At 62.7% G+C, this 24116-nt stretch carries 24 protein-coding genes; 5 read left to right on the plus strand and 19 right to left on the minus strand.

Annotated elements, in window-relative coordinates; translation table 11 throughout:
• From IIY41_RS04075 to IIY41_RS04130, 12 genes are all read right to left on the minus strand, one after another.
• Positions 1–1009 (minus strand): chromosome segregation SMC family protein (locus tag IIY41_RS04075; protein ID WP_287399858.1); only part of this gene is annotated, 1009 nt, incomplete at its 3' end.
• A 58-nt stretch (positions 1010–1067) separates the two neighbouring features.
• Entirely contained in the window at positions 1068–1742 is a 675-nt protein-coding gene (rnc, locus tag IIY41_RS04080; RefSeq protein WP_287399859.1) for a ribonuclease III, read from the minus strand.
• 89 nt (positions 1743–1831) lie between these two features.
• On the minus strand, positions 1832–2848 hold the full coding sequence (plsX, locus tag IIY41_RS04085) for a phosphate acyltransferase PlsX (protein ID WP_009322479.1): 1017 nt from the start codon (positions 2846–2848) through the stop codon (positions 1832–1834).
• 103 nt (positions 2849–2951) lie between these two features.
• A complete protein-coding gene (gene trmFO, locus IIY41_RS04090) occupies positions 2952–4256 on the minus strand; it encodes a methylenetetrahydrofolate--tRNA-(uracil(54)-C(5))-methyltransferase (FADH(2)-oxidizing) TrmFO (protein ID WP_009322478.1) in 1305 nt (434 codons plus the stop codon).
• A gap of 4 nt (positions 4257–4260) precedes the next feature.
• Entirely contained in the window at positions 4261–6363 is a 2103-nt protein-coding gene (topA, locus tag IIY41_RS04095) for a type I DNA topoisomerase (RefSeq protein ID WP_050005438.1), read from the minus strand.
• Between the two features lie 268 nt (positions 6364–6631).
• A complete protein-coding gene (dprA, locus tag IIY41_RS04100; RefSeq protein WP_287399861.1) occupies positions 6632–7741 on the minus strand; it encodes a DNA-processing protein DprA in 1110 nt (369 codons plus the stop codon).
• A 2-nt stretch (positions 7742–7743) separates the two neighbouring features.
• Complete coding sequence (locus tag IIY41_RS04105) at positions 7744–8520, minus strand: TrmH family RNA methyltransferase (RefSeq protein WP_009322475.1); 777 nt, start codon at positions 8518–8520, stop codon at positions 7744–7746.
• Between the two features lie 157 nt (positions 8521–8677).
• On the minus strand, positions 8678–9034 hold the full coding sequence (rplT, locus tag IIY41_RS04110) for a 50S ribosomal protein L20 (protein WP_009322474.1): 357 nt from the start codon (positions 9032–9034) through the stop codon (positions 8678–8680).
• Between the two features lie 60 nt (positions 9035–9094).
• Positions 9095–9298: a 50S ribosomal protein L35 gene (gene rpmI / locus IIY41_RS04115; protein ID WP_009322473.1), complete on the minus strand. Its 204-nt coding sequence runs from the start codon at positions 9296–9298 to the stop codon at positions 9095–9097.
• A gap of 14 nt (positions 9299–9312) precedes the next feature.
• Entirely contained in the window at positions 9313–9819 is a 507-nt protein-coding gene (infC, locus tag IIY41_RS04120; RefSeq protein ID WP_040909792.1) for a translation initiation factor IF-3, read from the minus strand.
• A 349-nt stretch (positions 9820–10168) separates the two neighbouring features.
• The gene (locus tag IIY41_RS04125) at positions 10169–12454 is read right to left on the minus strand and encodes a glycoside hydrolase family 2 protein (RefSeq protein WP_287399865.1); all 2286 of its coding nucleotides are present in this window, start codon (positions 12452–12454) and stop codon (positions 10169–10171) included.
• A 100-nt stretch (positions 12455–12554) separates the two neighbouring features.
• Entirely contained in the window at positions 12555–13973 is a 1419-nt protein-coding gene (locus IIY41_RS04130; RefSeq protein WP_009322470.1) for an MFS transporter, read from the minus strand.
• 128 nt (positions 13974–14101) lie between these two features.
• On the opposite strand from IIY41_RS04130, the gene IIY41_RS04135 reads away from it, so the two are divergent.
• From IIY41_RS04135 to IIY41_RS04145, 3 genes are all read left to right on the plus strand, one after another.
• A complete protein-coding gene (locus IIY41_RS04135; protein WP_050005429.1) occupies positions 14102–15313 on the plus strand; it encodes a helix-turn-helix domain-containing protein in 1212 nt (403 codons plus the stop codon).
• A 48-nt stretch (positions 15314–15361) separates the two neighbouring features.
• The gene (locus IIY41_RS04140; RefSeq protein ID WP_058722994.1) at positions 15362–15877 is read left to right on the plus strand and encodes an FUSC family protein; all 516 of its coding nucleotides are present in this window, start codon (positions 15362–15364) and stop codon (positions 15875–15877) included.
• A 119-nt stretch (positions 15878–15996) separates the two neighbouring features.
• A complete protein-coding gene (locus IIY41_RS04145; protein ID WP_009322468.1) occupies positions 15997–16791 on the plus strand; it encodes a NifB/NifX family molybdenum-iron cluster-binding protein in 795 nt (264 codons plus the stop codon).
• Between the two features lie 73 nt (positions 16792–16864).
• On the opposite strand, the gene IIY41_RS04150 is transcribed toward IIY41_RS04145, so the two are convergent.
• Together IIY41_RS04150 and IIY41_RS04155 are read right to left on the minus strand one after the other, a co-directional pair.
• Positions 16865–17467: a DNA-3-methyladenine glycosylase I gene (locus tag IIY41_RS04150; RefSeq protein WP_155201666.1), complete on the minus strand. Its 603-nt coding sequence runs from the start codon at positions 17465–17467 to the stop codon at positions 16865–16867.
• 45 nt (positions 17468–17512) lie between these two features.
• Positions 17513–17947: a cytidine deaminase gene (locus tag IIY41_RS04155; protein WP_270249451.1), complete on the minus strand. Its 435-nt coding sequence runs from the start codon at positions 17945–17947 to the stop codon at positions 17513–17515.
• Positions 17948–18097: 150 nt separating this feature from the next.
• On the opposite strand from IIY41_RS04155, the gene IIY41_RS04160 reads away from it, so the two are divergent.
• Entirely contained in the window at positions 18098–18499 is a 402-nt protein-coding gene (locus tag IIY41_RS04160; protein WP_287399871.1) for a hypothetical protein, read from the plus strand.
• 63 nt (positions 18500–18562) lie between these two features.
• Here the strand turns inward: IIY41_RS04160 and trxB are convergent, their stop codons facing one another.
• Positions 18563–19489: a thioredoxin-disulfide reductase gene (gene trxB / locus IIY41_RS04165; RefSeq protein ID WP_009322464.1), complete on the minus strand. Its 927-nt coding sequence runs from the start codon at positions 19487–19489 to the stop codon at positions 18563–18565.
• 50 nt (positions 19490–19539) lie between these two features.
• Positions 19540–19866, minus strand: coding sequence for a thioredoxin (gene trxA, locus IIY41_RS04170; protein WP_050006002.1), 327 nt, complete (start codon positions 19864–19866; stop codon positions 19540–19542).
• Positions 19867–20219: 353 nt separating this feature from the next.
• Between trxA and IIY41_RS04175 the strand changes: the two genes are divergently transcribed.
• Positions 20220–21005 carry a DNA-3-methyladenine glycosylase family protein gene (locus IIY41_RS04175; RefSeq protein WP_058722997.1) on the plus strand — a complete coding sequence of 262 codons (786 nt, stop codon included), beginning with the start codon at positions 20220–20222 and terminating at the stop codon, positions 21003–21005.
• A gap of 85 nt (positions 21006–21090) precedes the next feature.
• Here the strand turns inward: IIY41_RS04175 and IIY41_RS04180 are convergent, their stop codons facing one another.
• The 3 genes from IIY41_RS04180 to IIY41_RS04190 form a co-directional block, all read right to left on the minus strand.
• Positions 21091–22806, minus strand: coding sequence for a serine/threonine-protein kinase (locus IIY41_RS04180; RefSeq protein WP_058722998.1), 1716 nt, complete (start codon positions 22804–22806; stop codon positions 21091–21093).
• A 41-nt stretch (positions 22807–22847) separates the two neighbouring features.
• A complete protein-coding gene (locus IIY41_RS04185) occupies positions 22848–23585 on the minus strand; it encodes a YebC/PmpR family DNA-binding transcriptional regulator (protein ID WP_287399876.1) in 738 nt (245 codons plus the stop codon).
• Between the two features lie 161 nt (positions 23586–23746).
• A partial coding sequence (locus IIY41_RS04190) for an RsmF rRNA methyltransferase first C-terminal domain-containing protein (RefSeq protein ID WP_287399878.1) occupies positions 23747–24116 on the minus strand: 370 nt, incomplete at its 5' end.

Genomic DNA, 24116 nt, shown 5'->3' on the forward strand with positions numbered 1-24116 from the left:
CGATGGCCTCGCGGCCCAGGCCGCTCTGTCCGATCTCCTCCTTCAGCGACGCAATGGTCGCATCGTTGTGGGCAATGTCGTTTTCAAGCACCGCGATGCGGGAATCCGCCCCGGCGATCTCCTCCGTTATGGCCCGTATTTCCGCGTTGCAGCGGTCGGCTTCGGTGATCAGATGCTCGATCTCCGCGCGGGTGCTCTCGGTCTCGGCGTCAATGGCCTCGATCTCCCGCCCGGCGCGGGCATAGTCCGCGCCCGCGATCTCAATTTTGCGCTGCTGCTCGCGCACCGTGTCCCGCGCTTTCTGCACGGTGTCCACCCAGAGCGTTACCTCCAGGCCCTTGCGGCGCTCGGCCAGCTCCAGATACTGCTTTGCCTTTTTGCTCTCCCTCTCCAGCGGGCCCACGCGCTCCTCCAGCTCGCCCAGGATATCCCGCAGGCGCACCAGATTTTCCTCGGCGGAGGCCAGGCGGCGCTCGGCCTCATTTTTGCGGTAGCGGTATTTGGCGATGCCGGACGCTTCCTCAAAAATTTCCCGGCGCTCGTTTGATTTCGCGCCCACGATCTCTGCGATGCGGCCCTGCCCGATAACGGAATAGCCGTCGCGGCCCAGGCCCGTGTCCAGGAACAGCTCATAGATGTCCTTGAGGCGCACATTCTGCCCGTTTACGGAATATTCGCTGTCGCCGGAGCGGTAATACTTGCGGCCGATCGTCACCTCGTCGTTGTCCACGTCGATGCGCCTGTCGGTGTTGTCCACCACAAGGCTGACGCTGGCAAAGCCCATGGCACCGCGCTGCTGCGTGCCGCCGAAAATGACGTTCTCCATCTTGCCGCCGCCGCGCAGCTGCTTGGCGCTTGTCTCGCCCAGCACCCAGCGAATGGCGTCGGATATATTGCTTTTTCCGCTGCCGTTGGGGCCCACCACAGCGGTGATGCCTTTGCCGACGGTAATGCGCGTGCGGTCTGGAAAGGATTTAAAGCCCTGTATTTCAAGCGCCTTCAAAAACATGGAAAAACTCCTTACTTACGAGTATAGGGACATTTTGCCCGGCGCGGCAGGCCCCGCGTCAATATCCCATCAGGGCCAGGGCTTCCTTCGCCGCCTGCTGCTCGGCCAGCTTTTTGCTGTGCCCCTCGCCCTTGCCGATGCAGTTGGAATTGAGGTGCACCTCCACCACGAAATGCTTGTTGTGGTCCGGGCCGGATTCGTCGGTCACCACATAGCGCAGGCGCTCCTCCGGGTTCTGCTGCACGATCTCCTGCAGCTTTGTCTTGTAATCCTCTTCGGCGGCGGCGTCCGTGAGCGCGCCGGCGACAAACGGCAGGATGAACGCCCGCGCCGTTTCCATGCCGCCGTCCAGGTACAGCGCCGCGATGACCGCCTCGAACGCGTCGGACAAAATGCTCGGGCGGCAGCGTCCGCCGCCGCGCTCCTCGCCCCTGCCCAAACGCAGATAATCGCCCAGGGATATCTGCTTTGCAAATTCAAACAGCGCCGCCTCGCACACAAGGCTGGCGCGCATGCGCGTCAGTTCGCCCTCGGGCATGTTCTTGTGCGTGAACAGGTATTCGGCCACCACGATGGACAACACCGAGTCGCCCAGAAATTCCAGCCGTTCATTGTGGCGCACGCCGTGCTTCGCCTCGTTGGCGTAGGAGGTATGCGTCAGCGCCGTCACCAGCAGCGCCGGGTTCTTAAAATGATGATGAAGAGCCTCTTCCAGCTCGTGTGTCTCGCGCATCGTTCCAGATCCTTCCTTTGTTGCGGATGGCGGCCGTCCCGCCGGGGCTGTTTTGCGAAAGCGCGCCGCGCGCGCCTTTCCGGCGGCCGTTACGCCCCGGCTTCCTCTGTCTGGGCCACGGCGGCCAGCTTTTCGCGCATGCTCTCCACCGCGCCGCTTTCCACGCACAGCTTTGCCTGCCGGACGGCGTTTTTGAACGCCTTTGCATTGGACGAGCCGTGGGCCTTGATGACGGGCTTCGTCACGCCCATCATCAGCGCGCCGCCGTGTTCGTCGGCGTCCAGCTTTTTCTTAAAATCCTTCATGCCGCCCTTTACCATCAGATAAGCCAGCTTGCTTTTCAGGTCCGCCATGAACACGTTTTTGATCTCGCCCACCAGCATCTTGGCCACGCCCTCGGTGAGCTTCAAAATCACATTGCCCGTAAAGCCGTCGCACACAACAACGTCCACATTGCCCTGGGGCACGTCCTTGGGCTCAACATTGCCGGCAAAACGGATGTTTTTATTATACTTCAAAAGCCGGTGCGCCTCAACATAGGCCGGGGTGCCCTTTGTCTCCTCCGCACCGTTGTTCACAAGGCCCACGCTGGGGTTTGCGCGGCCCATCACTTTCTCCATGTACACGCTGCCCATCGTGGCAAAGGCGCTGAGCATCTCGGGCCGGCATTCCACATTTGCGCCGGAGTCCAGCAGCAGATAGGGCTGCTTCGCGCCCGGAATGACGGTGCCGATGGCCGGGCGCTTCACGCCCCTGAGCCGCTTGACGATGAGCGTTGCTCCCGCCAGCAGCGCGCCCGTGGAGCCTGCCGAAACGAAGGCGTCGCCCTCGCCGGCGGCCAGCATGCGCAGGCCCACCACCATGGACGAATCCTTTTTGCCGCGGATGGCCGCCGTAGGCTCGTCGCACATCTCAATGGTCTCGGAGGCGTCGGCCACGGTAATGCCCGCCATATCGATGCCGTTCTCCCGCGCGCAGGCCTCGATGTCCCGCCTGCGCCCCACGGCCGTGATCTGCACGCCGTATTCCCGCACGGCCGCGGCCGCGCCCAGCAGAATTTCCTTTGGGGCGTTGTCGCCGCCCATCGCGTCGATGATGATGTTCATAACGTTCCCTCCCGATTGACTCTCATGATTTTTTGCGCTCTGCTCAATAATCAAAGTATAAGGGAGCGCGTATTGGTGCGAAAGCAACCGCTTTGTTTTGCGCTCAGCCCAGATACCGCTCCATGGCGGCCACGGCCCGCTGCGCGACGGCAAGATACCGCTGGCGTTTGTCACGGATGCGCGTTTCAGGCGCGGGCAGAAGGCCCATGTTCGCGCCCATAGGCTGAAAATCCTTCGTGGGCGTTGTGATATAACGCAGCAGCGCGCCGCACATCGTGTCCGCCGGCGGCGGCGTGAACGCGCGGCCGGACAGCCGCGCTTCCATGCTTCGGGCCGCAAGCAGGCCGCAGGCCGCGCTTTCCATATAGCCCTCAAAGCCCGTGATCTGCCCGGCAAAAAACACGTTGGGGCACGCCTTCAGCGAAAGATCGGTTCCCAGCAGCGCCGGGCTGTTTAAAAACGTGTTGCGGTGCATCACGCCGTAGCGCACGAACTCGGCGTGCTCCAGCCCGGGGATCATGCGGAACACACGCTGCTGTTCGCCGAATTTGAGGTTTGTCTGGAAGCCCACCAGATTGTACATACTGCAGGCCGCGTCCTCGGCCCGAAGCTGCACGTTCGCCCAGGGGCGGCGGCCCGTTTTGGGGTCCGTCAGGCCCACGGGGCGCAGCGGGCCGTAGCGCATGGTGTCGGCGCCGCGCTTTGCCATCACCTCGATGGGCATGCAGCCCTCGTACACGGAAGGCTCGCCGTCAAAATCGTGCAGGGGCGCGCGTTCCGCCCCCGCCAGCGCGGCATGGAAAGCCTCGTAGCCCGCTTTGTCGAACGGGCAGTTGAGGTAATCCGCCGTGCCTCGCCCGTAGCGCGACGCCGCGAACACCCTGTCCCGGTCGATGCTGTCCGCCGTGACGATGGGCGCGGCGGCATCGTAAAACGAGAGCGCGCCCCGCCCCGTCAGGCGGGCGATGTCCTGCGCCAGCGCGCCCTCGGTGAGCGGCCCGGTGGCCGTCAGCACCAGCGTGTCCGGCTCGGCTTCGCCCACGGCCTGCGCCTCGCCCGTGCGCAGCGTGATATTGGGGTTTCCCTTCACAAGCGCCGTCACGCCGGCGGCAAAGGCCTCGCGGTCCACAGCCAGCGCGCCGCCCGCCGCCACGCGGCAGCCCTCGGCCACGGGCAGCAGTGCGCTGCCCAGCAGTTTCATTTCCGCCTTCAGCAGGCCGGAGGCGGAATCCAGCCGGTCGGCCTTGAGGGAATTGGAGCACACAAGCTCCGCGAAATCCGCGTTTTTATGCGCGGGGGAAAATTTATGCGGCTTTTGCTCCCACAGTTCCACGGCGTAGCCGCGGCCCGCGAGATACAGCGCGGCCTCGCATCCCGCGAGGCCCGCGCCCAGGACCCGGATGTGCATGCTCTTACTCCTTTTTTTCGGCACCCAGCGCACGGGAGTAACCGCAGCCCTCTTTTTCGCACAGCAGGATACCGTTCTTTCCGCCCTTTTTGAACAGGGTGGAACCGCACTCCGGGCATTTTTCGGTGGTGGGCTCGTTCCATGTCATAAAGTCGCAGGTGGGGTTTTTCTCGCAGCCGTAGTACACACGGCCCTTTTTGGAATGGCGCACCAGCATGCGGCTGCCGCACTTGGGGCACAGGCCGCCGGTGTCCTTCACAAGGCGCTTGGTGTTTTTGCATTCGGGGAAGCCCGGGCAGGCCAGGAATTTGCCGTAGCGTCCGCTTTTGATGACCATTTTCCGGCCGCACAGCTCACAGACCTCGTCTGTCTCCTCATCGGGCACCTTGATCCTTTTGCCCTCCATCTTTACTTCGGCTTCCTTGAGCGTTTTGTCGAAATCGGTGTAAAAATCGTCGATGACCTCGTGCCAGTCCGTCTTGCCGTTTTCAATGGTGTCCAGCTCCTCCTCCATATGGGCGGAGAACTTCACGTCCACGATGTTGGGGAACTGCTCCAGCATCAGCTCGTTGATCACGCGGCCCAGCGTGGTGGGCGCCAGCTTTTTCTGGTCCCGCTCCACATAATCGCGGTCGATGATGGTGGTGATGATGGGCGCATAGGTGGACGGACGGCCGATGCCGTTTTCCTCCAGCGCCTTGATGAGCGTCGCCTCGGTGTAGCGCGCGGGCGGCTGGGTGAACTTCTGCTCGGGCTTCAGCTCCCGCAGCTTCAGCACCATGCCCTCCTCCAGCGGCGGCAGCGCGGTCTCTTTCTTCTCTTTCTCGTCGGTGGCTTCCTCGTACAGCGTGGTAAAGCCGTCGAACGTCACCACATAGCCGCTGGCACGGAACAGGTAGCCCGCCGCGGTGATGTCGGCAGAGACGGTGTCCTGCTGGCAGTCGCTCATCTGGCTTGCGATAAAGCGGCTCCAGATCAGGCGGTAGAGCTTAGCCGGGTCGCCCGAAACGCTCTTTTCCACCTCGGCGGGCGTCAGAGCGGGGTTTGTGGGCCGCACCGCCTCGTGGGCGTCCTGCGCGGCCGTGGCGCTTTTGCTTTTGTAGGTGCGCTTCTGGGGACACACATATTCCGGGCCGTAGGTCTCGGTGATGAACTCCTTGGCCGCGGCCTGCGCCTCGTCCGCAATGCGAAGGCTGTCGGTACGCATGTAGGTGATCAGGCCCATGGTGCCCTGCCCCGCAATGTCCACGCCCTCGTACAGCGTCTGGGCCGCGCGCATGGTGCGCGTTGCCGTAAAGCCCAGCCGGCGGCTGGCCTCCTGCTGCATGGTGGAGGTGATAAACGGGGGCGCGGGCACCTTTTTCCGCTTGCCCTTGCTGATGGAGGCCACGGTATAAGCCGCGCCGTCCAGGGCCTTGACGATCTCGGCGCTCTGCCCGGCGCTCGTCACGGCCAGCTTCCTGCCGCCCGCCAGCGCCGTGAGGCGCGCGGTGAATTTTTTTGTGGAGGACGGGGGGCTGAGCAGCGCGTCGATGTTCCAGTATTCCTCGGGCTTGAACGCCTCAATCTCCTTTTCCCTGTCCACGATCAGGCGCACGGCCACGCTCTGCACACGCCCCGCGGAAAGCCCCCGGCGCACCTTTTTCCACAAAAAGGGCGAGAGCTTGTAGCCCACCAGGCGGTCCAGCACACGGCGGGCCTGCTGGGCGTTGAACAGGTCCATATCAATGGCGCGCGGCGCGGCCATGCCCTGCGTCACGCCCTTTTTGGTGATCTCGCCGAAGGTGACGCGGTTTTCCGCCGCAGTGTCCAGGCCCAGCAGATTGGCCAGATGCCAGCTGATGGCCTCGCCCTCACGGTCCGGGTCGGTGGCGAGGAACACTTCGTCGCTCTCCTTGGCCAGGCTCTTAAGCTCCTTGATGATTTTTTCCTTGCCCTTGATGTTGATATACTGGGGAGCGTAGCCGTGCTCGACGTCAATGCCAAGCTGGCTCTGGGGCAGGTCTCGGATGTGGCCCATGGAGGCCGTCACCTCATATCCGCCGCCCAGGTACTTGCGGATGGTCTTGGCTTTCGCCGGGGATTCTACGATCACGAGTTTTGACATTGTGTTACCGTCCTTTTCCGGGATTTGGCCGAGTCCGGCAGACAGCCGGGGCAGCTTCCGCCGCGGGAGCAGCCGTCCTGCGGACATGCTTTTGGGCGCCGCCGGGGCGCTCCGAATACGGCCGGGCGCCCTCCGGCGCCCCTTGCGGGCCTCCCTTGCGCGGCCCGCGGCTCTTTCTATTATGCGATAATAAGAGAAAAAAAACAATCCAAATCTATGCGGCCGCCCCGAGGGGCATGCCCTTCAAACAGCACAGGGCCGTCATTTTCTATTTCAGCTGGAACTGCCGGCCCGCAAGCTGCCGGGAAAAGCCCGCAAGCTCCAGCTCCGTCAAAGCCGCCATCGCCTTGGGCGGCGGCAGGCCCGTCTTTGCGCACAGCGCGTCCAGCGGCAGCGGCGCCGCGGCGCTCATCGCGTCCCGCATCCTCTGTGCGTCCAGGCTCAGCGGCGCGCCGTCCGGCTTTGCTTTTTCCGGCTGCTCCGGCTGGGCCAGACCATACCACAAAAGGATATCCGCGCCCGATACAGCGGGCACCGCGCCCTCGCGCAGAAGCTGGTTCGTGCCCTCGCACAGCGGCGAAAAAATACTGCCCGGCACGCTGAAAACGTCCCTCCCGGCGGCCAGCGCCGCGGCCACGGTGTTCATGGTGCCCGAACGGCGGCGCGCTTCGGCCACGCAAAGCCCGCGGGACAGCCCCGCAATGAGCCGGTTGCGCTGCAGAAAATAACCGCGCTGCGGCGGGATGCCCGGCGGATACTCGCTGAGCACCAGGCCCTGCCGCTCGATGACGCCCTTAAGCGTGCGGTTGGCGGCGGGATAGCACTGATCGTGCCCGAAGGCGATGCACGCCACCGTGGGCGCGCCCGCCTGGACGGCCGCCTTATGGCTCTCGCTGTCAAGCCCTGTGGCAAGGCCGGAGACAAGCGCTACGCCCGCCCGGGCCAATTCGCCCGCGATGGACGCCGTCGCCTCCACGCCGTAGGCGGAGGGGCGCCGCGTTCCCACAATGGCGAATGTAAAGCAGCGGTTGGGGATGCCCGCGTCGCCCCGGTAATACAGCACGGGCGGCGGTGCAGACACTGCGCGCAGCAGATCCGGATAATCTTCGTCGGCCCACGTCAGTACGTTCACGCCATGCCGGGCGCAGTCGTCCAGACGGGCGGTATAATCCTCCGGCCGCGCGGCCCGCAGCGCGGCCAGCTGCGCCGGCGTGAAGACCATGGAGAGGTCTTCCTTCCAGCACGCCTGTGCCAGCGCACGCGCGTCCGGAAACATGCTCAGCGCCATGCCGCTGTTCGGCGCGCCGGGGCCAAGCGCCGCGGCCATCCAAAGCCACGCAGTCTTTTCCTCCAGCACCTGTGCGCGTGCACCGCCCATCGCTACACCTCCCTGAAATGCCACAGCAGCACGCCGCCCGCGACGGCGGCGTTCAGCGATTCCACGCCCGCCGCCATGGGGATGCGCACGGCTTTGTCGGCCGCGGCTACGGTCCCGGGCAAAAGGCCGTTGCCTTCGTTGCCGATGAGAAGCGCCGCCCCGGGCAGGCGCTGCGTGTCCACGCGCTCCAGCGGGACGGAATTCTGCAGGGCCGCCGCAAAGCTTGGGATACCGCACGCTTTGAACGCGGCCAGCGCCTGTCCGGTTTCATCTGCAAAAATGATGTCTACCTTGGCCAGCGTGCCCATGGAGGCCCGCGCCGCCTTGGGGGAGAATGGGTCGGCGCAATTGCCGCACAGCACCGCGCCCGCGAAGCCGAACGCCGCCGCGCTGCGCAGCAGCGCCCCCACATTGGCGGGGTCCTGTATGTGCTCCAGGCACACATAGCGCCCGCCGCCGCGCACCGCCTCCAGCGTTTTTGTCCGGCGGGGAAACACACAGAACAGCCCCTGCGGGGCCTTTGTGTCCGAGAGCTTTGCCGCCACGGCGTCGCTCACCAGAAAATGCCTGCCGCCCAGGGCGGCAAGCTCCGGGTGCGCATCCAGCAGCTTTTGGGTGCAGTAGACCTCCTCCGGCGGCAGACGCTGGGCAAGGTCCGTGCACAGGCGCAGCCCCTCGGCAAGAAAGCGCCCCTCGGCCGCGCGCCGCGCGCCGCTGTCCCGCAGCTTGCAGGCGCGCTTCACTCGCTCGTTGTCGCGGCTGGCGATCACTTCCGTCATGGCGCACACCCTCCTTTTTAATATCCCCGCCTCAGGCGTGCTGACGTAAGAAAACACGCCTGAGGCGGACCGTTTTGGGGCCTGCAAAGCGTTTTTTCACACAGGCCAAAATACAAAGCGACGCCCGTGCACGTTGTGCCCGGGCGTATCGCTGTGCTTATTTCGCGGCGTTCTTCGCGGTTTCGACAAGGGCGGAGAAGCTCTTCGGATCATGGATGGCCATTTCGGAGAGCATTTTGCGGTTCAGCTCAATGCCGCTCTTCTTCAGGCCGTTCATGAAGGTGGAATAGTTGACGCCCTCGGCGCGGCAGGCCGCGTTGATGCGGGTGATCCACAGGCTGCGGAAATCGCGCTTTTTCTGTTTGCGGCCCACAAAAGCATAGTTGCCGCTCTTCATGACCTGCTCTTTGGCCATTTTAAAATGCTTGGATTTGCTGCCCCAGTATCCCTTCGCCAGCTTCAGGGTCTTTTTTCTTCTTTTGCGCGTCATCATAGCGCCTTTGATACGTGCCATATTTCACAATCTCCTTTAAATGTAAGCTGTTTGATAATCGGTTGCCAAGCCCCTGACAGCTTAGGCGTACGGCAGCATGCGTTTGATTACGGCCGTATTCGTCTTGTCGGCATAGGAAGCCTTGCGGTAGGCGCGTTTCAGCTTGCGGGTCTTGCCATGGCCGTTCAGCAAATGGCTGCGGAACGCATGGCCGCGCTTCACCTTGCCGTTTTTCGTCAGCTTAAAGCGTTTTTTCGCACCGGAATGTGTTTTGATCTTGGGCATTTTATAGTTCCTCCTTAATTTTGCTTCGCGGGAGCGGGGGCAAGGAACATCTGCATGCTCCGGCCCTCCAGTTTGGGCTGCTTTTCCACAACGGCTTCCGGCAGGGCTGCGGCGAACTTCTTCTGAACCTCAAGGCCCAGGTCCGTATGCGCCATCTCACGGCCGCGGAAACGAATGGACACCTTCACCTTATCGCCCTTGGACAAAAACTTCTTCGCCTGGCCGACCTTGGTGTTGAAGTCGTTCGTGTCGATGTTGAGGGAAAGGCGGATCTCCTTGATGTCGACGATCTTCTGGTTTTTCTTCGCTTCCTTGTCGCGTTTCTGCATCTCGAAGCGGTACTTCCCGTAATCCAGGAATTTGCACACGGGCGGCTGCGCCTGCGGTGCGATCTTCACGAGGTCCAGATTTTTTTCTTCCGCTTTTGCAAGCGCGTCGCGCGTGGACATGATGCCGAGCTGGCTGCCGTCCGCGTCGATGACACGCACCTCTCTGTCGCGAATGCCTTCATTGATTTCCATTTCTTTTTTGCCGCTAATCGTAAAGCACCTCCAAATGTTTCGGTTGCGGCGGGGGCTGCCCGCCTGTGAAAAAAAGTACGGCTTACGTGGAAGTAAGCCGCACTGCACAAACAAACTCGCGCGCCCAGCGGCGCGTTCCTTCGTATGGACCCGGCGCCCTTTGGCGCGCAAGGTGAGCGCGGCGTCCGCCACAGCTACTTTATTTACCTGTATAGTATAACGCCCCGCTGCGCACAAGTCAAGGGGCAAATTTGCTTTTCCGCCGATTCTCTGCGGCGGGCGCATACGCCGCAGAGCCGCCGTGCCGGGGCATCCCGGCACGGCGGCTCTGCGCGCGTGCGACACGCGCTTACTTTTTGATCTTGTTCAGCATCTCGTTGAGCGTGATGAGCATGCGCTTGCCCTGCTCGGGGTCCGCGCCGGCCTTGCCGCCGATGCCCATGCTGCTGGCCATGCCTGCCATACCCTCCAGGGTCATGTCCTTCACCATGCCCAGCATGCTTTTTTTCAGCTTCATCTTTACCGTGGCCTGCATGAACTGCATCAGCACATTGCCGGCCTCTTCGTTCTTCATGATGTCGCCGATCTTATCCTTGACGGAGAAGTACCCCTCGCGCACCACAATGGTGTCCACGTCCTTGTAATCGTCCACATTGAACCAGTTGGCCGCGCCCGCGTCGTCGCCGGTATCGTCCGGGTCAACATAAATATACGCCCGGTTCGGATCGGCCACCTTTTCAATGGACATCGCGTCGGCGCACGCGCCCGCCCTGGCGCTGATCTGCGTAAAGCCGTCGCTCATGGGCACATGCTCGAACACGAACACCTTGCTGCCCTCCTGCTCGGCAAACAGCCTGCCGTCCACATACAGTGCGACCTTGGGCAGGTTGGAATACACCTTCACCGTGGTTTCTTCGCCGGTGCGCTGGGCATAGCGGCGGCTGCACAGGTGTACAAATTCTTCGTCGCTCCAGTATGCCTTGTACAGGTAAAAAGCGTCCTTGCGAATTTTGCGGTCCAGCGTCATCAGGCCCTTGTTGTTGCGGCCCTTTACGCCGCCCTCGTCGCGGGCGTCACAGCCAAAGTCAAACATGTTCCACACATGCGTGGCCCACAGCCAGGGGCGCTCGTCGATGACCTTCGCCAGATGCTCGTGGTACACCGCCTGGTATTCCTCGGTGTAGTCCTTGCACTTGGGCGTGTCGCTGTGGTAGCTGACAATGCCCTCCGCGCCGTACTCGGAGATGCCCAGCGGGCGGTCCGGATGCAGCGCGTGGAATTTATCCAGCCATTGCTCGTTGTTTTCCAGCTCGCCGCCGTACCAGCCGAAATAATGGTTATAGCTGAGCACGTCGGTGATATGGTGCATATCGTTCTCCATCGGCACCATGGAAACGTGGGCGATGGTGGTCATGCGGGTCTTGTCCATCTCGTGCGCCAGGGCATTCAGGTCCCGCAGGTTGTCCAGCAGGCCCGGGCGCTCGCCGCCGATGGTGATCTCGTTGGAAATGCCCCAGAAGCAGATGGAGGGATGATTGTAGTTCTGCACGATCAGTTCCTTCATCTGGCTGCGGCAGTTCTCGTGCGCGCCGGGGGCGGGGTTCATCACAGAGATGAACGGGATCTCGGCCCACACCACAAGGCCCGCGCGGTCGCACGCGTCATAGAAATACGGGCTGTGCTGGTAATGCGTAAGGCGCACGGTGTTCGCGCCCACCTCGCGGATAAAGGCCACGTCCTCCTCGTGCTGCTCTTTCGTCAGCGCGTTGCCCTGGCCCAGACGGTCCTGATGGCGGGACACGCCGCGCAGCGGCGTGAGCACGCCGTTGAGGAAAAAGCCCTTCTGCGGGTCCACCGTATAGGTGCGCACGCCCAGGTTGGCGGACACATTGTCGATGGTCTCGTTGTGAACGGTGAGCAATGCCTCCACGGCGTACAGGTACGGGTCCTTCACGCCCTGCCACAGGTGGGCGTTTTCAATGCGCACCTCCGCGTGCACCCGTTCCGCAGCCGGACGCACGGCGCCGGCCACGATGACGCCCGCGGCGTCGCGGACGATGAACTCAACGCTCTGGCCCTCGACGGGGTTTGTGATGAACGCGTCCAGAGAGACAACGGCCGCGCCGTCCTCCACCGCAGCGGACACGTCAAAGCCCTTTCCGCCGCAATAGTCAAGGTCAAAGCGGGAGTCCTCCACGGTGATGAGGTTCACGCCGCGGTACAGGCCGCCGTAAAACGTGAAGTCCGCCGTCTGGGGATACACGTCGTCGCGCTGGGTGTTGTCCACCCAGATGGCCAGCAGGTTCTCGCCGTCGTGCAGCGCGTCCGTCACATTGGCGCGGAACAGCGAATAGCCGCCCTTATGGCTGGCCTTCTCCACACCGTTGACGATGATCTTGCCCACGCTGGAAGCCGCCTCGACTTCCACATACACGTTTTTGCCCGCCGGCTTCTCAATGGTCTTGAGATAGCAGCATGGGCCGCGCCAGTAGTCGCTGCCGCCGTCCTGGCCGTCCAATGCGTTCCAGCAGTGGGGCAGGTCCACGCGGGCAGCGCCGGCGGGAATGGCTGCCGGGGCCGTTTCGCAGCCTTTGACAAAGGCCCAGCCCTCGTTGATGGGTAGGATGTGTTTCATATGTTTTCCCTCTCTTTTCTGATGATATATATGTGTCCCGGAAAAACCGGGCGGAAAGCTGTATCGTATGCGGCGCGGGCCGTGCGCCCGGCCGGGGCCGCTACGGCTCCTGTGCCGCTTCGCCGCGCCGTTCGCGCAGCACGGCGGCGTTTTCCTCCACGCGCTTTTTGGTGAGCGGATAGGCCAACAGCAGCACAAGGAACACGCCGAGATAGCTCAGGCCGGGCACCAGCGTGGAAATGGTGTAAATGCCCTCGCGTACAGGCTGCGTCTGCACCACATGGCCCGTGCTGCTCACATAGCCGATGGCCGCCAGTGCAAAGCCGACCACGCCGCCCGCCAGCGCCTGGCCCAGCTTGCGCGCAAACGAGTAGACGGCGTACACGGTGCCGTCGTCGCGGCTGCCGGTGCGTACCTCCTGATAATCGATAACGTCGGTGATGAACGCCCAGATGACCATATTGAAAAAGCCCACGCCCACGCTGCCCACCAGCATCAGGCCGATATAGGCCCACACCGAGCGCAGACGCAGCGCCCACATCAGCAGGTACGCCGCGGCGGCAACGCCCACGCCCACACAGCCGGCCTCTTTTTTGCCGAACCTTTTGGACAGCTTTGCCGCAAAGGGCGCCAGCGCCAGCATGGGCAGCACGCCCGCGAACCCTACAAGCGAGAGCATGTCCGCACTGTTGAAATAATCTTTGAACAGGTACATGTTCATGCCCTGGCCCAGCAGGCTTGCCAGAAGCAGCAGCAGCGCGGCGCCGATGACGGCTGTGAGGGCGCGGTTGCCCGCCAGCGCCTTTGCCAGCGAGGCAAAGCTCTGCCGTTTGGCCTCCCTGGGCGGCGCCGCCTGCACACGCTCACGGCACAGCGCATAGCAAAGCAGATAGCAGGCCACGGCGCACACGCCGTAGACAACGGCGATCACCGTGAAGCGCTCCGGGATAACGGTCTGCGTGCCGTCCGCCGCGGTGCGGAACAAAAACAACGGCGTCGCCGCAGCGATGATCAGGTTCGCCAGCATGGCGCCCACGCTGCGGAACGTGGAAAGCGACGCGCGCTCGCCTGCGTCGGCGCTGAGCACCGACGCCATGGAACCGTATGGGATATTGATGGCGGTATAACAGATGCTGCCCCAGAAAATATAGGTGGCGAACATGTAAGCCACCTTGCCCGCATAGGGCCAGCTGCGTGCAAAATAAAGGTACATCAGCACGCTGGCCAGCGCCACGGGCACGCACACGCGCAGGATCCACGGCCGGAACCGGCCGCCGCGGGACGGCGGAAGCGTATCCACCAGACGGCCCATGCCCACGTCCGTGAACGCGTCCACGCAGCGCGCCACCACGAACAGCACGCCCACCAGCCCTGCGCTGACGCCCAGCACATCCGTATAAAACAGTGTCAGATAGCTGCCCGCGAAAATAAATGTGAAGTCGTTGCCGAAATCCCCGAACAGATATCCCAATTTATCGCGGAACCCGAACGGGCGCTCATTTTGAGGCTGCAATGCCATATGCAAACTACTCCTTTATCAAGATAACATATACCAAGGATGCCCCGTTAGGAAGATTTTATTGACATTTGTACAATTTTTGGGTAACATTCAAATATCATAAAAATTTTACAGGAGCATTATCATTCATGGCAGACGTTCCCTTTGCGTTCATCCGCGATATGATGGCCGCCGCGCTGGGCGTGGAGGCGCATCTGCTGCGCCCGCCCTACAAGGACGCGCAGGAGTTCGACTACCGGCTGTCCCGCATTCTGCGCGCGGATTTTGATTACAAGGACATTTTCAGCGCAAGCGCCATGCACGGGCTGGAGGAAGGCACCGTGTACTATGTGCACAATACGCTGGAGTTGAACTATGTTTTCATGCCTGTGCCCGGTCCAAAGCCGCGCAGCGTGCTGCTGTTCGGCCCTTTTCTGTATGAGGCGGCGTCCGGCCCGTTCTTTGAGCGTGTGCTGGCGCAGAACCGCATCGGCAAGGGCGACGCCGCCGCGCTGCGCACATTTTACGGCACCGTACCCGAGGTGGCCGAGCCCACGATGGCTGCGGCGGCACACGCCGTGGCATGCCAGCTGTACGGCGCGCACGACCCCGCCCGCGTGGTGCACCGCACGCTGGCTTCCACCGTGACGGGCCGGGCGCAGCCGGACGAGGCGTTCCAGTTTTCCATGGAGCTTCTGGAGCGGCGCTACCGCGATGAAAACGCGCTGCTGGCCGCCGTGTCCCGCGGCGATTACGACGCGGCCGTGCGCCATCTGGGGCGGTTCTCCATCAAAAATTTCACGCCCCGCACCGGCGAGCTGCTGCGGGACGTCAAAAACATGCTCATCGTCGTCAACACGCTGCTGCGCAAGGCCGCGGAAAGCGGCGGCGTACATCCGGTGTATATCGACCAGCTCTCCGGCGCGCTGGCGGTGAAGATCGAACGCGTGGCCGACACCGTGGAAGCGAACCGTCTGGGCCTGGAGATGCTGCGCCGCTACTGCCGCCTGGTGCGCAACGACGCGCACAGCGGCTGCTCCCAGGCCGTGCAGAAAACGCTCAGCTACATCAGCCTGCACCTTTCCGGCGAGCTTTCGCTGCGCTCCATTGCGGCGGCGCTGGGCTTCAACGCCACGTATCTCTCCGCCCAGTTCAGCCGGGAGCGCGGTGAAACGCTGACAGCCTATATCCATACGCTGCGCCTGCAGACGGCCCGCCGTCTGCTGGACGAAACCGACCTGCCCGTGGCCGAGGTGGCCGCACGGGTAGGCATGGTGGACGTGGCGTACTTTTCACGGCTGTTCAAAAAGAAATACGGCCTTTCGCCGCTGCGCTACCGCGCGCGCCCCGCAGAAGGGTAGAAGGCAGCAACATGCATTTTTCATTTCCCGGCGCTGCCGAAGGTGGGCATGCGCATCTTCAAAACACTGGGCGCCGTGCTGCTGGTCTGTGCGGCATACGGGCTGCTGGGCGGGCGTAACCCCTGCTTCGCCTGCATCGGCGCGGTGTTCGGCATGGGCAGCTTCTGGCGCGAGGGCGTGCGCCACGGCGGCACCCGCTTTCTGGGCACGCTGCTGGGCGGGCTGGTGGTGATCCCGTTTTACTGGCTGTACACAAACCGCCCCTTCGGCCTGCCGGGGCACCTTTACCTGGTCCTGGGCCTCTTCTGCGTCATTTACATCAATCTCCTGTTCGGCGCGTACAGTGCCATCCAGCCCGCTGCCGTGGTGTACTTTGTGGTGATGTTCACCGTCACAAAGGACAGATACGTCTCCTATACCATCGCGCGCATCCTTGATACCGGCGTCGGGGTGCTGGCCAGCCTGGCCATCAACCGCCTGTTCCCCTCCCCCCGCGACGCCCGGGACACGGAGGATGCAGAGGCCATGCGGGAGGATGCGCCCTCCCATGCCCGGCGCGCTTAAAAAACGCACCCGGCGCGCCGGCGCCGGGGCGGCTTTTCCGGAAAAGGGCGCGCAAGTTATTGACATATGCCATTTATAATGTTATACTGGCCGCAGAACCAAACAAAGGAGGCTTTGCCATGCCGCGTCCTGTAAAGCGCCGGCGCGTCTGCGAGCCGCCGCGCAACGCCCGCTTTGGCCCGCTGGACGGCGCGCCTGCCGAAAACGTCGTCCTGGCAGTAGATGAATACGAGACCATCCGCCTGATCGACCTTTTGGGCCTGACGCAGGAGGAATGCGCCGGGCAGATGGGTGTGGCGCGAACCACAGTGCAGGCCCTGTACGAGGCCGCGCGCGCCAAGCTGGCGGACATGCTGGTGAACGGGCGGCTGCTGCATGTGGAGGGCGGCCCCTATGAGCTGTGCCCCCGGGCGGGCGGCTGCCGCGGCAAGCGGTGCGCACAGAGCGCGGGCGGCTCGGCCTTCTGCGCACGGTATCAAACCATATCGGAGGATGCAAATATGAAGATCGCTGTCACCTATGAAAACGGGCTGGTATTCCAGCATTTCGGCCACACGCAGCAATTCAAGCTGTACACGGTGGAGAACGGCAAGATCACTTCCAGCGAGGTCGTGGACACAAACGGCAGCGGCCACGGGGCGCTGGCGGTGTTTCTCAAAACGCACGGCGTGGACACGCTGATCTGCGGCGGCATCGGCGGCGGGGCGCGCACAGCGCTGGCCGAGGCGGGCATTGCGCTGTACCCCGGCGCGCGCGGCGCGGCGGACGCACAGGCCGAAGCGCTGCTGGCCGGCACGCTGGCCTATGACCCGGACACCACCTGCGCCCACCACGAGCACCACGGCGAGGGCCACGAGGGCTGCCACGGCCACCACGGCGAGGGCCACACCTGCGGCGGGCACTGCGGACACTGACCGCCTTTCGGCAAACAAACGCCGCTTTCCCAAAACACGTTGGGAAAGCGGCGTTTTTGTTTTTATGCCGATGTCAGGAAAACGCGTCAGGCTCTTGCGCGGCCATGAGCGGCTCCTGCGCACAGAAGCCGCATTCTTTTCCGTGCGCGTTGAGCACCCCGATCGCCTGCAAATAGGAATATATGACGGTGGAACCCACGAACTTCATCCCCCGCTTTTTCAGGTCCGCCGCGATCCGGTCAGACAAAGGCGAGGCCGTGCGCACGTCGTAGCGTTCCACGATCGTCTTTCCCGCTGTAACCCCCCAGATATATGCGTCAAAGGTGCCGTATTCCTGCTGAATTTTCAGAAACACACGGCTGTTTCCGATGCTGGCCCGTATTTTCAGCCTGTTGCGGACAATGCCGGGGTCGGCCAGCAGCCGGGCGAGCTCTCCGTCTTCGTATCGGCTGATTTTTTCCGCGTCGAAGCCGTCGAAGGCGCGCCGGAAGCCCTCCCGCTTATTCAGGATGCACTCCCAGGAAAGCCCCGCCTGAAACCATTCCAAAAACAGCATTTCAAACAGCACTTCATCCTTGTGCTGGGGCACGCCCCACTCCGTATCATGATACCGGATGTACGCCGGGTTTTTCAGATTGACCCATTTGCAGCGGTTGGCTGCGCCTTTGTTTCCCATCACGACGTTCCTTTCTCTGCGTCCCTCGCGCCCGACATCCTCCGCTCACCTGCCGAAACGCTCCAGTTCCTCCTTCGGATAGGCAGCGGTCCAATGGTACGGCTGCAGTTCTCCCAACGGTACGAACCGCAGCGCGCCGTCCGGTGTGGTAACGCCCACCTTTACTTCCGCACCCCAGTAGCGCAGACGTTCCTGACACACGCCGCAGGGCGAAAGGACCTTGAACGGGCTGTGCTCGTCATCCCGCACCACACACAGGCAGTGTGTGGCTTTCACATTGTACTTGTGCGCCTCACACATGGCCCCTACCTCAATACACAGCAGCACGCTGGAGTTGGCGTTTTCCAGCGCCACGCTGGTAAAGCAGCGTCCATCCTCGGCGCGCAGCACGGCCGCGCCGCCCCAACCCGTGGGATATCGTTCTTCAATCAGCGCAACAGCGCGCGCATACATATCACGTTCGATCTCCTGCTCCGTCACGGGATCATCCCTCCTGTCTGTTGTTTCATGGTAGCACATCCCGCCGTTTTCCACAAGACGGACAGCCGCCCCTGTTTCGCGCAAAAACGATGGACTGCGGCGCGGTTTCGTGCTATCATCACAGCAAAGGCATAGGAAAGGAGCCTGACCATGGAACAAAATGAAATTCTGGAAGAGACACGCCGCACCAATGAGCTGCTGCGCGGCCAGCTGCTTTGGATGCGCGCCGCCGCCGCGCTGCTGGCCGTGCTGCTGGCAGCCGTGGTGGTGTGCCTGGGCAATACGATGAACAGCATGGGCCGCATCTCCGCGGCGCTGGAAGGCGTGGATCTGGCCGCTGTGGCCGAGCAGGTCTCGAAGCTCGATATGGATGCCGTAAACCGCGCCATCACCACACTGGACGGTAAGATCAGCCAGATGGACGTACAGGCGTTCAACGACGCCGTCGCCAAATTGAACGGCGCAGTGGATGCTCTGCAAAGCGCTTCGGACGCTGTAAAAAGCTGGGGCGAAGGCGTCTCCGGCGGCCTGGCGGGCCTGTTCGGCCAGTAGGTCTTCCGCCAAAACCAAAACAGGCGCGGCCGCTTTTTGTGGCCGCGCCTGTTTTGGTTTTCTTCAGTCCTCCTGTTCGGCCAGATAGGCTTCTGCATATTTGGAGGCCACAGCGCCGTCCGCCGCCGCTGTGATGATCTGGCGCAGGGGCTTCGTGCGCACGTCGCCCACCGCGAACACGCCCGGCAGCGCCGTGCGCGTGGTCTCGTCCGCGATAAGATATCCCGCCGCGTCCATCTCCAGCACGCCGTGAAACAGCCCGGTGTTTGGAATGCGTCCCACCGCGATGAACACGCCGTCGCAGGCCAGTTCCGAACGGTTGCCGCTCTCCACACCTTCCAGCACAACGCCCGTCACCACGGAGCCGTACAGCAGCTCCACCACACGGGAGTTCCAGATGAATTCCACGTTTTCAGCCTTTTGCAGCGCCGTCCAATAGCTTTTGGAGGCGGTGAGCACGGCGCCCCGGTGCACCAGATACACCTTTTTGCACACGCGGGACAGGAACAGCGCATCCTCCGCCGCCGAGTTGCCTCCGCCCACCACAACAACCGTCTTGCCGCGGTACAGCATGCCGTCGCAGGTGGCACAGTACGCCACGCCGCGCCCGCGCAGCTCATCCTCATGAGGCACGCCCAGAGGACGCGGGTCTGCTCCGGTCGCCAGAATGACGGTGCGCGCCCGGCGCTCGCCGGAGGAGGTGGTGATGGTTTTCACGCCGCCTTCCAGCGCCACAGCCGTTGCGTCCGCAAACAGCGTTTCCACGCCGAACCGCTCCGCGCCGTCTTTCATCTGCATGGCCAGATCGAAGCCGTCCACGCCTTCGGCAAAGCCGGGATAGTTTTCCACGTTGCTGGTGGTCGCCATCTGGCCGCCGGGCGAAAGCTTTTCCAGCACCACGGTTGAAAGCCCCGCCCGCGCGCAATACAGCGCCGCTGTATAGCCGCCGGGGCCGCCGCCCAACACCGCCACGTCGTAGATCTGTTCCATTTTATCGTCCCTCCGTTTTCCCGCGCTGCTCCCGCGCGCCTTTTATCCCGTTACAGCGCGCCCTGCGCCCGCATGAATTCCTCGATCTGCGCCTTGGAGCCCGGTGCGATGATGGCTTCGCCATGCTCGCCGTTTTGGAACACGAACAGCGAGGGGATGGTCATCACCTTGAACTGCTCGGCCAGCTCGGGCTGTTCGTCCACGTTCACCTTGCCCACGGCAACCTTACCCGCGTACTCTGCGGCCAAAGCGTCCACCGCCGGGCCAATGCGGCGGCAGTAGCCGCACCACGGTGCCCAAAAGTCCACCAGAACGGGCGTTTTTGCCTCCAATACTTCGGTTTTGAAATTTTCTTTTGTCACATTGAATGCAGACATGTGCAATTGCCTCCTTTGTTGATTGGGCACAGCGCTGCTTTGCGCCGTGCTTTGTAAATAGTATATGCGCCCCCGGCAGCGATACCCCGCCCTTTTGCAAAAGGACGGCCTCTGCCGCGCGTCCCGGAACTGAACTTTTTTGTGTTACAGTTTCTATCTGTAATCATACACATTACAGTTTGTGTTGTCAAGCTTTTTCCGGAATATATTTCCACTGCGGGAAAAATTTTTTCGGCCGCATTTCCAAAGGACTGGAAATGCCCCGGCTTCCCACGGGCGCAGGTGTATGATATACTGGTCACAGCGCCGTGCCGGTGTGTGCGGCCGTTTTCAAAAAAGCAAAGGAGCATCCCATGCAGCTTTCCATACCCGACCTCGACCTCCGCCACATCTACGAGTCCGGCCAGTGCTTCCGCTGGGAACCGCTGGGGCAGGATACATACCGCATCCCGGCTTTCGGGCGCACGCTCACTGTACGGCAGACAGACGGCGTTTTCGATTTTTCCTGCGGCGCCGGGGAATTCGACGCCCTGTGGCGCAGCTATTTTGATCTGGACACCGATTACGCCGCCATAAAGGCACGCGTGGCGCCCCGGGACGCATATCTTCAGGCCGCCGTAGCCTATGGCTGGGGCATGCGCATCCTGCGGCAGGACTTGTGGGAGGTCATCGTCAGCTTCATCGTCAGCCAGAACAACAACATCCCGCGCATCCGCAAAAACCTAAGGGACCTGTGCGCCATGCAGGGCGGCGCCTTCCCCACGCCCGCTGCACTGGCGGCGGCGCAGCCGGAAACGCTGCGCGCCCTTGGCCTGGGCTACCGCGCGGAATACCTGTGTGCCGCAGGCGCGCACTTTACACAGGCGGGCGCGCTGGATGCACTGCGCACCATGTCCTATCCGGAAGCGCACACGGCGCTGCGCGCCGTAAAGGGGGTTGGACCCAAGGTAGCGGACTGTATCTGCCTGTTCGGTCTGCATCATGTGGATGCATTTCCGGTCGACACCCATGTAAAACAGATCCTGTCCGCGCATTATCCCAAGGGCTTCCCCTTCCGCCGCTACGCGGGCTGTGCGGGCATTTTGCAGCAGTATATGTTTTATTACGACCTGCACGGCAGCGCGCAGGCCGCCCCGTAACACGCAGCAGCGCCCCGGAACCTCTGGTTCCGGGGCGCTGCTTGTATGAGCTGCATTTCGCATTTTATCCGAGCGTGGGGCGGCGTCAGCCTTCGGGCGTGCCCCCGCCGCCTGTTTCTCCGCCCGCGCCCGCGTCGCCGGACGGCGCCGTGGTGTCGGGCGATACCGGAGGCGGCGTGACCTCGCTGTCTCCGGCAGGGGGCGCCGTCTGGGAGGACGAGCTGCTGTCCGGCTGCTTGGGCGCTTCGCCCGCGATGTACAGCGTCACCGTGGTCTTTCCGATCTCCACCACGGTGCCCTTGTCCGTGTCGCTGCGCGCGACGGTCCCCGCGACATAGCTTCCGTCGTTCACCAGCGGATACAGCGCGTATTTGATCTTCAGCGCCTTCAGATCCGCCTCCACATCCGCCTGCGGACGGCCCAGCACCTCGGGCATCACGGCCGTTTCCGGGCCGTCGCTCACCGTCAGCGTGATCACGGTGCCCACCGCTACCTGCGTGCCCTGGGGATGGCTCTGGCGCATGACCTCGCCCGCTTTATAGTCGTTGCTGAACTCGTGCTCCGTAAGAAAACTGACGTATTTCGTATAGGCCTGGTTCGAAGCCAGGTCTGTATATTTTTTACCAACGAAGCTGGGGACCGTAAAGACCTCCACTTCAGAACTGCCGGAACTCACGGAGGTGCCGGAGGACGAGGAGGACGACGACGATGAAGATGCTTCTCCACCACCGGAGGCGGACACGATGGCCCAGATGGACACCGCCGCCACCAGCACAAGCCCCGCCGCGCCCAGCGCGAGAAATTTGATTTGACGCTGCGTCAGCCTGAAGCCGCCCTCGTCCTTTTCCGGCGCAGTGATCGCCGCAAGAAGGTCGGACGCAGACTGCATGCGCTCGCCGGGAGCAAGGCGCATGGCCCGCGCGATGGCCGCCGAGACAAAGCCCGGGATCTCCTTATCCACCGTATGGGCAGGCGGCAGGGTATCGTTCATCCGGCGCAGGTTTGCCGGCACGGGCGTCTTGCCCGTGAGCACGCGGTAAAACAGCGCGCCCAAGCCATAGATATCGGTGTATTTTCCGTCAAATTCCGCCACGGCGTACTGCTCCGGCGCAGCATAACCGTCGAACATCTGGCTCTTCAGCTCGCTGTCCGCGGTGCGCAGGCCCAGCGTGGCATAGCCCGAAAGCTTGGCCGAGCCCGTTTTGGTGATGAACACCGTCTCGGGGCTGATGCCCCGGTGCAGCAGGCCCATGCGGTGCATGGCCTCCACGCCATAGACCACCGGGCGCAGCAACAGAAGCGCCTCGCTCTGCGTCAGCGGCTGGGCCCGCTGCTCCAGATAAGTGAGCAGCGGCGTGCCCTCGTCCGGCTCGCGCACAGCGTAAGCGGTATTGTTTTCCTCAATCAGGTCCAGCACCTGCACCAGGCCGTCGTTGCGCCCCAGCGCGACAAGGCTGCGGTACAGGTCCACAAAATCCATGCGCGTCGTCTTAAACAGCACCTCGCGGCCCTGGCGCGGTATGACGCTGCCGTCGCGGGAACGCGCGGCGCAGATGGTGACGGGCACATATTCCTTGATGACCACGCGGCGCGTGGCGCTGTTGTCTATGGCAGCGTACAAAACGCCCTCGCCGTCCAGCGCCAGCACACGGCCGATGGTATAGCGCCCGGCCAGCAGCGTGTTGACGGGCAGCGTGCCGGCGGGATTGGTATTCTCAAAGCTCTGCCCGCAGTACGGGCACGCGGGCAGGCCCGAATCCGCGTTGGACAGGCAGTTGCTGCAAACGATCTGTTCGCCCACGGCTTATATCCCCTTTCTGTTCCGGCTCATGTTGCGCGCCATCAGCGGTCAAGGTCCTCTTCGTTTTCGAGGTTGTGCCACACGTTCTGCACGTCGTCGTCATCCTCAAGATGGTCCAGAAGGATGCCCATTTTTTTCAGGTCATCCGGGTCGGACAGGGCGGTGTAGGTGGAGGGCACCATGGCCACGTCCGCCGAAATGAATTCATAGCCCTTGTCCTCCAGCGCGGCGCGCACGTCGCTGAACGCGGCCGGGGTAGTGGTCACCTCCGCCACGCCGTCGCCCATGTCGAAGTCCTCGGCGCCCGCGTCGAACACATCCTCCATCACGGTCTCCTCGTCCTTGCCCTCCACGTCCAGAACGATAACGCCCTGCTGGCTGAACAAAAAGCCCACGCAGCCCGTGTTGCCCAGGTTGCCGCCGAATTTGTCGAAATAGTGGCGCAGATTGGCCGCCGTGCGGTTGCGGTTGTCGGTGAGCGTCTCCACCATCATGGCCACGCCGGAGGGACCGTAGCCCTCGTAGGTGATGCTCTCGTAATCGTCCTTTTCGCCGCCCTCGGCCTTTTTGATGATGCGCTGGATGTTGTCGTTGGGGACGTTCATGCTCTTGGCCTTGGCAATGAGATCCCGCAGCTTGGTATTGACGTTGGGGTCGCCGCCGCCCACCTTTACGCACACGGACATCTCACGGCCGATCTTTGTGAAGATCTTAGCGCGCTGGCCGTCCGTCTTTTCCTTTTTCCGCTTGATATTATTCCATTTGCTGTGCCCTGACATAAAAGGAACCCCCTAAAAAATATGTTCAGTATTGAAGTTGCAGTCTAACTAATAGATTATAGCACACATCCCGCACCGGCGCAAGATTTTCGGCCTGGCGACGGGATTTTCCGGCATTTCACCCTTCTCCTGCAGCCGGGTGCGGGGAGCATACGGCCGGTTTACTTCAGATTCCGCAGGCCCTTGGGGTAGTGGTTTTTCACCACGCCCCCGCTCTGCTTGCCGAATCCCAGCGGGAAGCCGTCCGCCAGCACCGCCGCCCAGCCGGGCGCGGCGGTTTCCGCCGGGATCGCCTCGCCGCGAAGCCACGCGGCCGTGCGCGGGTCCGCCAGCGTCAGGCGTTCGGCATTGACGCATTGCGCGCCGTATGCCATAAACAGGTGATGCGCCGGCACAAAACGCCCCCGTGCCGCGCTGCCCGCGCATACGCCCGCCTGCACCACGCGCAGGCCTTCCGTCGGGCCGCATCCTTCCCGGGGGAGCACGAACAGCTCGGTTCCGCGGCACTCCAGCGGAAGCTGTGCGGCGCCG

The sequence above is a fragment of the Ruthenibacterium sp. genome, from assembly GCF_017421385.1.
GTDB lineage: Bacteria > Bacillota > Clostridia > Oscillospirales > Ruminococcaceae > Ruthenibacterium > Ruthenibacterium lactatiformans.

Coding starts and splice junctions, on each gene's coding strand:
- rnc (WP_287399859.1), bottom strand. CDS start 1,742: ATGCGCGAGACACACGAGCTGGAAGAGGCTCTTCATCATCATTTTAAG.
- plsX (WP_009322479.1), bottom strand. CDS start 2,848: ATGAACATCATCATCGACGCGATGGGCGGCGACAACGCCCCAAAGGAA.
- trmFO (WP_009322478.1), bottom strand. CDS start 4,256: ATGCACATCCGGGTCCTGGGCGCGGGCCTCGCGGGATGCGAGGCCGCG.
- topA (WP_050005438.1), bottom strand. CDS start 6,363: ATGTCAAAACTCGTGATCGTAGAATCCCCGGCGAAAGCCAAGACCATC.
- dprA (WP_287399861.1), bottom strand. CDS start 7,741: ATGGGCGGTGCACGCGCACAGGTGCTGGAGGAAAAGACTGCGTGGCTT.
- IIY41_RS04105 (WP_009322475.1), bottom strand. CDS start 8,520: ATGACGGAAGTGATCGCCAGCCGCGACAACGAGCGAGTGAAGCGCGCC.
- rplT (WP_009322474.1), bottom strand. CDS start 9,034: ATGGCACGTATCAAAGGCGCTATGATGACGCGCAAAAGAAGAAAAAAG.
- rpmI (WP_009322473.1), bottom strand. CDS start 9,298: ATGCCCAAGATCAAAACACATTCCGGTGCGAAAAAACGCTTTAAGCTG.
- infC (WP_040909792.1), bottom strand. CDS start 9,819: ATGGAAATCAATGAAGGCATTCGCGACAGAGAGGTGCGTGTCATCGAC.
- IIY41_RS04125 (WP_287399865.1), bottom strand. CDS start 12,454: ATGAAACACATCCTACCCATCAACGAGGGCTGGGCCTTTGTCAAAGGC.
- IIY41_RS04130 (WP_009322470.1), bottom strand. CDS start 13,973: ATGGCATTGCAGCCTCAAAATGAGCGCCCGTTCGGGTTCCGCGATAAA.
- IIY41_RS04135 (WP_050005429.1), top strand. CDS start 14,102: ATGGCAGACGTTCCCTTTGCGTTCATCCGCGATATGATGGCCGCCGCG.
- IIY41_RS04140 (WP_058722994.1), top strand. CDS start 15,362: ATGCGCATCTTCAAAACACTGGGCGCCGTGCTGCTGGTCTGTGCGGCA.
- IIY41_RS04145 (WP_009322468.1), top strand. CDS start 15,997: ATGCCGCGTCCTGTAAAGCGCCGGCGCGTCTGCGAGCCGCCGCGCAAC.
- IIY41_RS04150 (WP_155201666.1), bottom strand. CDS start 17,467: ATGGGAAACAAAGGCGCAGCCAACCGCTGCAAATGGGTCAATCTGAAA.
- IIY41_RS04160 (WP_287399871.1), top strand. CDS start 18,098: ATGGAACAAAATGAAATTCTGGAAGAGACACGCCGCACCAATGAGCTG.
- trxB (WP_009322464.1), bottom strand. CDS start 19,489: ATGGAACAGATCTACGACGTGGCGGTGTTGGGCGGCGGCCCCGGCGGC.
- trxA (WP_050006002.1), bottom strand. CDS start 19,866: ATGTCTGCATTCAATGTGACAAAAGAAAATTTCAAAACCGAAGTATTG.
- IIY41_RS04175 (WP_058722997.1), top strand. CDS start 20,220: ATGCAGCTTTCCATACCCGACCTCGACCTCCGCCACATCTACGAGTCC.
- IIY41_RS04185 (WP_287399876.1), bottom strand. CDS start 23,585: ATGTCAGGGCACAGCAAATGGAATAATATCAAGCGGAAAAAGGAAAAG.